Origin of the sequence: Mesorhizobium sp. M7A.F.Ca.MR.362.00.0.0, assembly GCF_004023175.1 — a bacterium.
Taxonomy (GTDB): Bacteria; Pseudomonadota; Alphaproteobacteria; order Rhizobiales; family Rhizobiaceae; genus Mesorhizobium.
In genome coordinates, this window is sequence record NZ_RZTF01000013.1 from 1 (window position 1) to 11,348 (window position 11,348).

Genomic DNA, 11,348 nt, shown 5'->3' on the forward strand with positions numbered 1-11,348 from the left:
GTATATATATTCTATAAACATAATAAATATCGGCGAAGTCCGGCTGCGGCCGGATCGATCAATGACACGGCCTGAATGGGAGACATTTCATGGCACACGCAGAGACCGACGCGATCAAGTTTGCCTACTGGGTGCCGAATGTTTCGGGCGGCCTGGTGATCTCCAACATCGAGCAGCGCACCAACCATTCGGCCGAGTATAACCGCAAGCTGGCGCAGATCGCCGAGAAGTCCGGCTTCGACTATGCGCTCAGCCAGATCCGTTTCACCGCCGGCTACGGCGCCGACGAACAGCATGAATCTGTGGCGTTCAGCCACGATCTGCTGGCTGCGACCACAACGCTCAAGGTCATCGCGGCGATCCTGCCGGGACCTTGGAACCCGGCGCTGGCGGCAAAGCAGATCGCCACCATCAGCTACCTGACCAACGGCCGCGTCGCGATCAACCTCGTCTCCGGCTGGTTCCGTGGCGAGTTCCACGCCATCGGCGAGCATTGGCTCGATCATGACGAGCGCTACCGCCGCTCGGAGGAATTCATCCGTGCGCTGCGCGGGATATGGACCGAAGACAGCTTCACCTTCCGTGGTGATTTCTATCGCTTCAATGAGTACTCGCTGAAGCCGAAGCCGCCGCGGCCGCTGCCCGAAATCTTCCAGGGTGGCTCGTCGCGCGCCGCACGCGACATGGCATCACGGGTTTCGGACTGGTACTTCACCAACGGCAACACGCCGGCCGAAATCGCCAAGCAGGTCGACGACCTCAGGGCCAAGGCGAAGGCCAACAACCATTCCGTCAAGGTCGGCGTCAACGCTTTCGCCGTCGTTCGCGAGACCGAGGACGAGGCGAGGGCAGTGCTCGCCGAAATCATCGCCAAGGCCAATCCCGACGCGGTCAATGCTTTCGGCCATGAGGTCAAGAACGCCGGTAAGGCCTCGCCGGAAGGTGAGGGCAATTGGGCGAAATCGTCCTTCGACGACCTGGTCCAGTACAATGACGGCTTCCGCTCCAACCTGATCGGCACTCCCAGGCAGGTTGCTCAACGCGTCGTCGGCCTGAAGCGCGCGGGTGCGGATCTCATCCTGCTCGGTTTCCTGCACTTCCAGGAAGAGGTCGAGTATTTCGGCAAGCATGTCATCCCGCTCGTTCGCGAATTGGAAGACGCCGAGGGAGCGGCGTCGCTGGCGGCGGAATAGTCACCCGCACAGGTTGGCCGGAGAGATTCCGGCCAGCACACGCATGAAAGCTACCCGGCGCGCTCGAGCCATCGAGCAGCAATGAGGATTTGCGCGCGTGCTGAAGCAATCGAGGACAATTGGAATGCCTCTGCCCACTTATACGCTCGGAGTGATGGAGGCTTCCGCCTATGCACCGGAGGTCTTTGCGCGCGGCCTGCCGTCAAGCCCACGGCCGGAGCAGTCGTTCGAAGATGTCGCCAAGCCGGCAGGGGCCGTTGCCGGCGCTGCCTCAGCATTGCTTTCGCTTCAGGGCATCAGCCTGTCGTTTGGCGGCGTCGTCGCACTGGCCGACGTCGACCTGTCGGTTCTACCAGGCGAAATCCGTGCCATCATCGGCCCTAACGGCGCCGGCAAGAGCTCGCTGATCAACGTCATCAGCGGCGTCTACAGGCCGGATCGTGGCCATGTCCAGCTCGACGGTACCTTCTATGCCCAGGTCCCGACGCAGCGGCTGGCCCATCTCGGCGTCGCCAGAACCTTCCAGAACCTTGCACTGTTCAAGGGCCTCAGCGTCCTCGACAATGTAGCCTCTGGCCTTGCCTACAAGGTTCGCTCCAACTTTGCCGGCCAGGTGCTCGGCATCGGCCGCTCGCGTGGCGAGCAGCGCGATTCACGCAGCCGTGCCGAACAGGTCCTCGAATTCCTCCATCTCACCGCCATTCGCGACCGTCTTGTCGGCACCTTGCCTTATGGGCTGCAGAAGCGTGTCGAATTGGCCCGCGCTCTGGTGGCCGAGCCGCGCCTGCTTTTGCTCGACGAGCCGATGGCCGGCATGACAGCGAGCGAAAAGAGCGAGATGGCGGCTTTCGTCCGTGCCGCGCGCGATCGTTTCGCCACCACCGTGGTGTTGATCGAGCACGATGTCGGTGTTGTCATGGGTCTGTCCGATCGCATCGCCGTTCTCGACTACGGCCGCAAGATCGCCGACGCCACGCCCGATGAGGTCAGGAACGACCAGCGCGTCATCGATGCCTATCTCGGCGTCGCCTCGGACAATGAAGACGGGGCAGGCATATGATCGCCGGTTTCGACTACCAGTTCTTCATCGAAGTGCTCGTCGGAGGCCTGCTCTCAGGCGTCATGTATTCGCTTGTCGCGATCGGCTTCGTGCTCATCTACAAGACCTCGGGCGTGCTCAATTTCGCGCAAGGCGCGATGCTGCTGTTTGCGGCACTCACCTTCGTCAGCCTTTCCGAGCGCGGCATTCCCTTCGCGCTGGCGCTGGTGGTCACCTTCGCCATCATGGTGGCGATCGGCATCGCCATCGAGCGCACGGTGCTCAGGCCACTGACCAACAAGCCGCCGATCACCCTGTTCATGGCGACGCTTGGCCTGTCCTACATCATCGAAGGCGCTGCCCAACTGATCTGGGGCACGCAGGTTCACGGCCTCGATCTCGGCATCGAGGACGTGCCGCTGGAAATCGGCGGCGTGCTGATCAGCCAGTTCGACATCTTCGCGGCCGTGGTCGCTGCCGGCATGGTCCTCTTGCTGTCGCTGTTCTTCCGCTACACCCGCATCGGCCTCTCCTTCCGCGCGGTCGCCGACGATCAGTTCGCGGCACTCGCGGTCGGCCTCAGGCTACCCCTGATCTGGGCCACTGTATGGGCCGCCGCCGGCCTCGTCGCGCTGGTGGCCGGACTGCTGTGGGGCGCACGCCTGGGCGTGCAGTTCTCGCTGTCGCTGGTGGTGCTCAAGGCGCTGCCGGTGCTGGTGCTCGGCGGTTTCGATTCCATCCTCGGCGCCATCGTCGGCGGCCTCTTGATCGGCGCCAGCGAGAAGCTCGCCGAAGTCTATATCGGCGACTATTTCGGCGGCGGCATAGAGAGCTGGTTTGCCTATGTCGTCGCGCTCGTCTTCCTGCTGATCCGCCCTTCCGGCCTGTTCGGTCAGAAGCTTGTCGAGAGGATCTGAACGATGACCGCGATAACAAGCGATTTCGCCGCCGCGCCGGTGCTGCCGAAATGGGTCGTGCCCGTGCTTTTGCTCGCTTTCGCTTACGGCGTCGTGCCGCTGATCGGCTCAAGCTATCTGTTCGAGGCCATCCTGCTGCCTTTCCTGGCGCTCAGCCTTGCCGGCGTGGGCTTGAACATCCTGACCGGCTATGCCGGCCAGGTGTCGCTTGGCAGTGCTGCTTTCATGGCGGCCGGCGCCTTTGCCGCCTATAATTTCAACCTGCGTGTCGAAGGCCTGCCGCTGGCCGGCAGCATCTTCCTGGCCGGCATAGTGGCGGCCGCGATAGGCGTCGTTTTCGGCCTGCCGAGCCTGCGCCTGAAGGGTTTTTATCTCGCGGTTTCGACCCTTGCCGCGCAGTTCTTCGTGCAATGGGCGTTGACCAAGTTCAGCTGGTTTTCCAACAACTCGGCGTCCGGCGTCATCGACGCGCCGAGACTGTCGATTTCAGGTTTCGCGCTCGACGGCGCCATCGGCCGCTATTTGTTCGCGCTGACCATCGTCACGGTGCTGACCTTCCTTGCCTATAGGCTGGTCTCGTCGCAGACCGGGCGCAACTTCATCGCCATCCGCGACAATGAAACCGCCGCCCGCATCATCGGCATTCCGGTGCTGAAGACCAAGCTTCTGGCCTTCGCCATCTCGTCCTTCATCATTGGCGTTGCCGGCGTCATCTGGGCCTTCGCCTATCTCAGAACCGTCGAGCCGGACGGCTTCGATCTCGACCGGTCGTTCCAGATCCTGTTCATCATCATCATCGGTGGTCTGGCTTCGATCCGCGGCGCCTTCTTCGGCGCCGCCCTCATCGTGGTCTTTCCACTCGCTCTGTCGCGCCTCGGCGGCTTCCTGCTTGGCGATCTCTTCGACTCGGGCGTGCTCGACATGAGCCAGCGCATCGTGCTGGGCGCGCTCATCATCCTGTTTCTGATCCTTGAACCCGACGGGCTGGTGGCGCTGTGGGACAGGGTCCGAAGACGGCTCCTGTTCGCCTGGCAGTCGACTTGAGCTGATGCATTGAAAATGAATCCAATCCGAAAATGAACAAGGGGCCGAACCCAAGACGGCCCATACCGGGAGTATCTCGACCATGACTTTCCTCAGCACAATCAAGGCGGCGGCGCTGTCTGCGGCGATGATCGTGTCGGTGGCCTTGCCGGCCGCGCACGCCGACGAACAATATTTCCCGCTGCAGAGCTATCGCGTCGGGCCTTACGCGGCCGGCGGCACCGGCTTCTTCGGCGGCTTCATCGACTATCTCAACCTCATCAACATCCGTGACGGCGGCGTCAACGGCGTCAAGCTGACCTGGGACGAATGCGAGACCCAGTATGAGGTCGAGCGCGGTGTCGAATGCTATGAGCGGCAGAAGAGCCATGCCGGTGCCGCCGCCTGGAACCCGCTCTCGGTCGGCATCGCCTATGCCATGATCGATCGCATCACCGCCGACAAGGTGCCGTTGATCACGGTCAACCACGGCCGCACCGACTCCACCGACGGGCGTGTCTTCCCTTACGTGTTCCCGCTGCTGCTCAATCCTTACAGCGAAACCTCGGGCATCGTGAACTACATCGCCTCCAAGGAAGGCGGCATCGACAAGCTCAAGGGCAAGAAGATCGTCGTGCTCTATCATGGGTCGCCCTACGGCAAGGAAACCATCCCGATCTATGAATTGCTGGCGCAGAAATACGGCTTCACCGTGCAGCAGATCGAGGTGCCGCATCCCGGCAACGAGCAGCAGTCGCAGTGGCTGACCATCCGCCGCGCCAAGCCGGATTTCGTCGTCCTGCGCGGCTGGGGCGTGATGAACCCGGTGGCGCTGAAGACGGCGGTCAAGGTCGGCTTCCCCGTCGACCATATCGTCGGCAATGTCTGGTCGAATTCCGAAGAGGACGTGATCCCCGCCGGCGACGCCGCCAAGGGCTACACCGCCATCACCACGCAGGCTTCCGGCAACTCCTACCCGGTGGTGCAGGAGATCGTGAAGACGGTCTATGGCGCCGGCAAGGGTAACCTTGAAGACAAGGCGCGCATCGGCTCGGTCTACCACAATCTCGGCATCGTCAACGGCATCCTCAATGTCGAGGCGATCCGGGTCGCGCAGGAGAAGTTCGGTCACCGCACGCTGACCGGCGATGAGGTCCGCTGGGGCTTCGAGCATCTCAAGCTTGATCCGGCCAAGGTCGAGGCGCTTGGCGCCAAGGATCTGTTCCATTCGATCAACGTCAGCTGGGACAATCATGAAGGCGAAGGCTACGTGACCTTCCAGCAGTGGGACGGCAAGAAGTGGAACGTCGTCTCCGACTGGATCACGCCGGACTGGGCGTTGCTGAGGCCGATCATCGAGAAGTCCGCCGAGGCCTACGCCGCCGAGAAGGGCATCAAGCTGCGCACCTCCGACGATGCCAATGCTGTGACCACCAACTGATCAGTCAGTGCCGGGCGTCGCGGACCAAGTTTCCGTGGCGCCCCGGCCTCTTTCGGTTTCCGAACCGTGAAAGAACAGCCTATGCCGAACGATGACGTCATTCTTGCCATGGACGCGGTCCATGCCACCTACAACCACGCCATCACGGCGCTGCATGGCGTCAGTTTTGAGCTCAGGCGCGGCGAAATACTGGCGCTGCTCGGTGCCAATGGCGCCGGCAAGACCACGACGCTGAAGGCCGTCTCCAACCTGCTGCCGGCGGAACGTGGCCAGGTCAATGCCGGCACCATCCGCTATGAAGGGTCCGATGTCTCGCGCCGCAAACCGGGTGATCTGGTGCGCGCCGGGCTGGTCCAGGTGCTGGAAGGCCGCCACTGCTTCAAAAGCCTCACCGTCGAGGAGAATCTGATCGCCGGCGGCATCGGCCGCAGCGGGAGCCGCGCCGAGATCAACGGGGATCTCGAACGGATCTACGGCTATTTCCCGAGGCTTCGGGAAAAGCGCCGGACATTGTCCGGCCTGACCTCCGGCGGTGAACAACAGATGACCGCCATCGGCCGGGCGCTGATGTCGCGACCGCGTTTGCTGGTTCTCGACGAACCGTCGATGGGGCTCGCGCCGCTCATCGTCCAGGACATCTTCCAGAGCTTGAAAAAACTCAACCGCGAGACCGGCCTGTCGATCCTGGTTGCCGAGCAGAACTCGGCGGTCGCGCTCAGATACGCCGACCACGCCACTGTGCTCGAAAACGGCGTTTCCGTTCTCGCCGGCGCTGCCGTCGAACTTCGCCAGCGCGAGGACATCAGAGCCTTCTATCTCGGTCAATCAACCCCCGGGCAACAGGTGTCACCCGCCACCAGGCCCGCCCATCTCCACGCCGTTGCCTGAGCCAAAATCCCAAGGAGCAGTGAAATGACCGTTTCGACCGTCAAAACCGACAAGGCTTCCGCCGCCGTGCCGCCAGTCGCAAGGCCGACCGCCCCAGCGCACATCATCAAGGATGATGCCGAGGCGATTGCGATTGCCCACGCACTCGCCGCCGAATTCGTCAAGGACTCCTCCCAGCGCGACCGCGAGCGGATCTGGCCGGTCGCCGAACTCGATGCCTTTTCGCAAAGCGGCCTGTGGTCGATCAATGTACCCAAGGCATTCGGTGGGCCGGAGGTGTCCTATGCGACGTTGGCGAAGGTAATCGAGATCATCTCGGCGGCGGATTCCTCGATCGGCCAGGTTGCCCAGAACCATCTCGGTGTTGTCGCCGCCATTCGCACCGTGTCCGACGCGGACCAGCAGAAGCTGCTGTTTGCCGAAGCGCTGAAAGGCACGCGGTTCGGCAACGCCTTTTCCGAGTTCGGCTCCAAGCGCGCCGCCGATTTTGAGACCCGCTTCACCGATGCCGGCGATCATGTGGTTGTCAACGGCCGCAAATTCTATTCGTCCGGCGCGCTGCTTGCCCATCTCGTGCCGATCGTGGCGCTCGATGACGAGGGCCGCGCCTGGTATGCGATCGCCGACCGTGCCGCACCCGGGCTGACGGTCATCGACGACTGGTCGAGCTTCGGCCAGCGCACGACGCTGTCCGGCACCGTTATCATCGACAACGTCAAGGTGCCGAAGACCCATCTGGTACCCGGCTACAAGGGCTACGACAGGCCGACCGCCGACGGCGCCATCTTCCAGATCATCCAGGTGGCGGTCGACACCGGCATCGCCCAGGCGGCGATCGACGAGACCGTCAATTTCGTCAGGACCAAAAGCCGCGCCTGGATCGACAGCGGCGTCGACAACGCCTGGGACGATCCTTACACCATTCAGGCCATTGGCGACCTGACGCTGCGCCTGCACGCGGCGCAGGCGCTGCTCGAAAAGGCCGGTCATGCGATCGACCGGGCAGTGATCGATCCGACCGCCGACACGGTGGCGCACGCCCAGATCGTCACCGCCGAGGCAAAAATCCTGTCGACCGAGATCGCCATAGCCGCGACCAACAGGCTGTTCGAACTTGCGGGAACCCGCTCGACGCTGGCCGAACACAATCTCGACCGGCATTGGCGCAATGCCCGCACGCACACGCTGCACGATCCGGTGCGCTGGAAATATTCGATCCTCGGCAAATATTTCCTCAACGGCGAAAATCCGCCGCTGCACGCCTGGAGCTGATCTCCCACCGGCGGGCGGGACGGCCCGCCACGTCAAACCTTCGACCATCCAAGAGGCCCACTGCCATGTCAAATCCAACAGTCGTCGGCTTTTCCGGCAACATCACCCGGCCGTCAAAGACGCGCGCCTTCGTCGACCTGGTCACCAGGGACATCGCCGCCAGCCACGGCCTGTCGGCGAGCACCTATGATATCGAGGACCTCGGTCCGTCGCTGGGAACGGCGAAATGGGCCCGCGATCTCGACGGCCAGGCGCGCGCGATCCTGGAACAAATCCTCGCCGCCGACGTGCTTGTCGTGGGCTCGCCGACCTACAAGGGCAGCTATACCGGCCTTTTCAAGCACTTCTTCGACCTGATCGATCCGGCGGCATTGCGGGGAAAGCCCATCGTGTTGACCGCGACCGGAGGTGGCGAGCGCCATGCGCTGATCGTCGAACATCAGCTGCGGCCGCTGTTCGGCTTCTTCGAGGCCTTTGCCCTCCCGACCGCCGTCTACGCCACCGACAAGGATTTCACCGACGGCGTACTGCGCTCCGAGGCGATCCTGAAGCGTGCGGCGCAGGCGGTTGACGAGGTCGGCTTCGTGCTGGCCAACCGCTCGGCCGGCAGGATCGCCGCCGAATAGGCTTTGTCACCAGATTGCGATCGAAACAGGCGAGGGCAGCGCCCTCGCTTACCCGCAATTTACGACCGCCCGCTAAAAACGTTCCTGTCTGATTCGTCTGGGACAGGAACGTCATGAGCAAAGTCCTCACATCCTTCGCACTGGTCGCCGTGCTGACCGCCTTGCTCATGGCGTTGAGCCTGGCTGTGGCCAGGCACGGCTATCCCTATGGCGCGATCGGCGTCAGGCGCCTTGACGGCATTGCCGACGCCGGCGTGTTCATCCCGATTGCCGCTGTCTATTTCTTCAGCGCGATGCTGATGATGATCCTGCCGATCAGGGCGGCCGGCATCGTCCTGACCCATGCCGCCGACGCCCTTTTCTGGACCGTGATCGCGCTGTTTGCGACCATCGTCGGCTGTCTGGTCGCCAGATGGGCGTTCGGGCAGGGCAGCGCCGTGTGGGCGCTGCTGAACTGGCGGTTCCTGTTTGCCGCGGCGATCGTCGGTTGTCACTTCGTCATGAACGAGCTGCGCCGCAATGTGCTGCTGCGCAGCCTGTTCTTCGTGGTCTTTGCCGCCGCGACGCTGGCCTGCCTGTTTTGGTCGTTCACGCTCTGACGTGTCGCCGGTTAGTCGGCTGATCCGGTCGCGATGTTGCCGGCGGCCGTTTCCATCCATGTCCAGAGATAAGTGGCAAGGCCACGGTCGACATGGATGCGCAGCTTGCCGTCAAGACGATAGACGACGGCGCTGATGCCGGCGAAGGAAAGTGCTGCACTGGCACTTGGCTTCGCGGGATCGAGCGTCGTTCCACGCGCGATGAAAGCGTCGAGCGCCATGCCCTTGACTTCGAACACCTGCAAGCCGGCGCTGATCGCCGTCACAGCGAACCCTTCCGCGTGCCAGCCCATGGCGATGGCAAGCGGGCTGTTCGAGACGACAAGCTGCCGGTCGCGCGCCAGCCGCGCCGCGTAGCGGTCGCCCTGTGCGATACCAAAGGCACCCACGCCAGTCCCGCCGATGCTGGAAGCCCGTGCCCACGCGTCGAGGTCGCCGCTGACCAGCAACTGGTTGAGGCCGAAGACTGTTCGTACCGCAAGGCCCGGCGTGGCGATGACCGCGCCCTGCCAGTCCGGTGCAACGGACCATTTTTCCGCGAGATCACGCATGCAGCCGCTCTCCTGCCGGGTCGAAGGCGCAAGGGGCGGTAATCGTCGCCTTGCTGATCTTGCCGAGATGCTGGATGTCGATCGTCTCGCCGTGCCGCGTCGCGCCGCGCTCGATCAGCCCAAGCGCAACCGGGCGACCGAGCGTCGGGCTTTGGTAGCTCGAGGTGACAAAGCCTTGGCTGCGCAATCTGCCGTCGATCCGTTTGATGCCATGCGCGCCGGTCGGCAGCGGCGCTTCGCCTTGCGGCACCGCTAGTCCGACAAGCTGCATGCGGTTGTCACGCGAGGCCTCCTCTGTGAACAGCGAGCGGCGGCCTACGAACTCGGTCTGGCGCTTGACGCGCGGGCCGTCGACGCCGAGATCATGCGGCAGCGTGGTGCCGTCAGTGTCCTTACCGATGACGATGAAGCCCTTCTCGGCCCGCAGGATCATCAGCGCCTCGAGACCAATAGCGACGGCATCGAAGGCCTGGCCGGCCTTGCGCAGATGCGCCCATAACGGTTCGGCGCGATCGGCCCGGATCGAAATCTCATAGCTCCTGTCGCCGGTGAAGCTGACGCGGGTAATGCGGACCTCGTCGCCTGCATAGCTTCCATGAGCGATCGCCATATGCGGCAGGTCGGCATCGCCGAGCGAAAGACCGAGGCCAAGCGCTTCGAGCAGTTTTCGGGAGTTTGGCCCCGAGACGGTCAGCGTCGCCATGTCCGATGTGGCGTTGTGGATGTAGACGGCGCCGCGTCCGAAGCGGTCCTGGCGCCATTCCTCCAGCCGGGCGTGAACGACAGCGACATGCGAGGACGAGCACGAGACGACGAAGCGATGCTCGTCCAGCCGGACCAGAACCCCGTCGTCGAAGATCACGCCGTTCTCCGACAGCATGAAGCCATAGCGGCAGCGGCCCGGCTTCAGCGTCGACATGGTGTTGTAGTAGAGGAAATCGACGAACGCCGCCGCCTGCGGTCCGATCACTTCGATCTTGCCGAGCGTCGAGCCGTCGAACAGCGCGACCGACCGACGGGCGCGTAGCGCCTCGTCCGCGATCGAACGCTCCGCGTCCGCGTAGCCGCCATAGTGGGCCGGGCGCAGCCAGCCGCCATATTCCTGGAAGACAGCGCCATTGGCGCGGTGCACATTCTCTAGGGGCAGCCGGCGCACCGGCGCCATCAATTCGCCGACGCGCGCACCGGCAAAGCTTGCCAGCGGCACCGGCGTGAATGGCGGCCGATAGGTGGTGGTGCCGACCTCCGGCACCGTGCGGCCGGTGATCCCGGCCATCAGCGCCAGCCCGGGCAGGTTGGAGGTCTTGCCCTGGTCGGTCGCCATGCCGAGCGTGGTGTAGCGCTTCAGATGTTCGACCGAGACGAAGTTTTCGCGCGCTGCCAGTTCGACGTCCTTCACCGTCACGTCGTTCTGGTAATCGATCCAGATACGGCCTTTCGAGCCCGGAATCGGCCATGCCGGGAGAATGCCTCCCGTCGCCTCCGGTCCGGTGCTGCGCGGTAGGGGAGCCCTCGTCTGGCCGAGGGGTGCAAAGGCGGGGCCGGCGCCAGCAAACACCTCCGACAAGGAGACCGCGCCGGCTGCGGCGCCGATCACGGCGATGCCGTCGACCGGATCGCCTGGCAGGAAGGCGGCGCGCGCATCGCTCCAGGCGAGCTTGCCCTTGGCCTGGCCGAAGAGATGGATGGTCGGCGTCCACCCGCCGGAGACCAGGACGCAATCGGCATCGAACCTCGTGCCGTCGTCGAGCGTCACGCCGTCGACGCGCAGCTTGCCGCTGGCGGATGCGAGAGAACGC

Annotated in this window: 11 protein-coding genes; 9 read left to right on the forward strand and 2 right to left on the reverse strand. The window is 63.6% G+C overall.

Going from position 1 to position 11,348, the window contains the following annotated elements; translation table 11 throughout:
* Positions 1 to 89: 89 nt before the first annotated feature.
* The 9 genes from sfnG (at position 90) to EOC06_RS03570 (ending at position 8,998) form a co-directional block, all read left to right on the forward strand.
* Complete coding sequence (gene sfnG / locus EOC06_RS03530) at positions 90 to 1,193, forward strand: dimethylsulfone monooxygenase SfnG (RefSeq protein WP_128307103.1); 1,104 nt, start codon at positions 90 to 92, stop codon at positions 1,191 to 1,193.
* A 124-nt stretch (positions 1,194 to 1,317) separates the two neighbouring features.
* Positions 1,318 to 2,253: an ABC transporter ATP-binding protein gene (locus EOC06_RS03535; protein ID WP_128307104.1), complete on the forward strand. Its 936-nt coding sequence runs from the start codon at positions 1,318 to 1,320 to the stop codon at positions 2,251 to 2,253.
* Positions 2,250 to 3,149 (forward strand): branched-chain amino acid ABC transporter permease, encoded by a 900-nt coding sequence (locus EOC06_RS03540; protein WP_127328847.1) that lies wholly within the window; start codon positions 2,250 to 2,252, stop codon positions 3,147 to 3,149. The genes EOC06_RS03535 and EOC06_RS03540 overlap by 4 nt, the downstream gene beginning before the upstream one ends.
* A gap of 3 nt (positions 3,150 to 3,152) precedes the next feature.
* Positions 3,153 to 4,193, forward strand: coding sequence for a branched-chain amino acid ABC transporter permease (locus tag EOC06_RS03545; RefSeq protein ID WP_128307105.1), 1,041 nt, complete (start codon positions 3,153 to 3,155; stop codon positions 4,191 to 4,193).
* Between the two features lie 82 nt (positions 4,194 to 4,275).
* Positions 4,276 to 5,613, forward strand: coding sequence for an ABC transporter substrate-binding protein (locus EOC06_RS03550; RefSeq protein ID WP_128307106.1), 1,338 nt, complete (start codon positions 4,276 to 4,278; stop codon positions 5,611 to 5,613).
* Between the two features lie 81 nt (positions 5,614 to 5,694).
* On the forward strand, positions 5,695 to 6,501 hold the full coding sequence (locus EOC06_RS03555) for an ABC transporter ATP-binding protein (RefSeq protein WP_128307107.1): 807 nt from the start codon (positions 5,695 to 5,697) through the stop codon (positions 6,499 to 6,501).
* A gap of 24 nt (positions 6,502 to 6,525) precedes the next feature.
* Entirely contained in the window at positions 6,526 to 7,773 is a 1,248-nt protein-coding gene (locus tag EOC06_RS03560; RefSeq protein WP_128307108.1) for an SfnB family sulfur acquisition oxidoreductase, read from the forward strand.
* 65 nt (positions 7,774 to 7,838) lie between these two features.
* Positions 7,839 to 8,399 (forward strand): FMN reductase, encoded by a 561-nt coding sequence (gene msuE / locus EOC06_RS03565; protein ID WP_127256266.1) that lies wholly within the window; start codon positions 7,839 to 7,841, stop codon positions 8,397 to 8,399.
* A 113-nt stretch (positions 8,400 to 8,512) separates the two neighbouring features.
* Positions 8,513 to 8,998, forward strand: a complete 486-nt coding sequence (locus tag EOC06_RS03570; RefSeq protein WP_128307109.1) for a hypothetical protein — start codon at positions 8,513 to 8,515, stop codon at positions 8,996 to 8,998.
* Between the two features lie 11 nt (positions 8,999 to 9,009).
* On the opposite strand, the gene EOC06_RS03575 is transcribed toward EOC06_RS03570, so the two are convergent.
* Both EOC06_RS03575 and EOC06_RS41580 read right to left on the reverse strand, forming a co-directional pair.
* Entirely contained in the window at positions 9,010 to 9,549 is a 540-nt protein-coding gene (locus EOC06_RS03575; protein WP_128307110.1) for a hypothetical protein, read from the reverse strand.
* On the reverse strand, positions 9,542 to 11,348 hold a 1,807-nt coding region (locus EOC06_RS41580), incomplete at its 5' end, for a glycine cleavage T C-terminal barrel domain-containing protein (RefSeq protein WP_281062021.1). The genes EOC06_RS03575 and EOC06_RS41580, both read right to left, overlap by 8 nt.

Bases quoted from the DNA above. Each gene is read 5' to 3' on its own strand.
- sfnG (WP_128307103.1), top strand. From the start codon at position 90: ATGGCACACGCAGAGACCGACGCGATCAAGTTTGCCTACTGGGTGCCG.
- EOC06_RS03535 (WP_128307104.1), top strand. From the start codon at position 1,318: ATGCCTCTGCCCACTTATACGCTCGGAGTGATGGAGGCTTCCGCCTAT.
- EOC06_RS03540 (WP_127328847.1), top strand. From the start codon at position 2,250: ATGATCGCCGGTTTCGACTACCAGTTCTTCATCGAAGTGCTCGTCGGA.
- EOC06_RS03545 (WP_128307105.1), top strand. From the start codon at position 3,153: ATGACCGCGATAACAAGCGATTTCGCCGCCGCGCCGGTGCTGCCGAAA.
- EOC06_RS03550 (WP_128307106.1), top strand. From the start codon at position 4,276: ATGACTTTCCTCAGCACAATCAAGGCGGCGGCGCTGTCTGCGGCGATG.
- EOC06_RS03555 (WP_128307107.1), top strand. From the start codon at position 5,695: ATGCCGAACGATGACGTCATTCTTGCCATGGACGCGGTCCATGCCACC.
- EOC06_RS03560 (WP_128307108.1), top strand. From the start codon at position 6,526: ATGACCGTTTCGACCGTCAAAACCGACAAGGCTTCCGCCGCCGTGCCG.
- msuE (WP_127256266.1), top strand. From the start codon at position 7,839: ATGTCAAATCCAACAGTCGTCGGCTTTTCCGGCAACATCACCCGGCCG.
- EOC06_RS03570 (WP_128307109.1), top strand. From the start codon at position 8,513: ATGAGCAAAGTCCTCACATCCTTCGCACTGGTCGCCGTGCTGACCGCC.
- EOC06_RS03575 (WP_128307110.1), bottom strand. From the start codon at position 9,549: ATGCGTGATCTCGCGGAAAAATGGTCCGTTGCACCGGACTGGCAGGGC.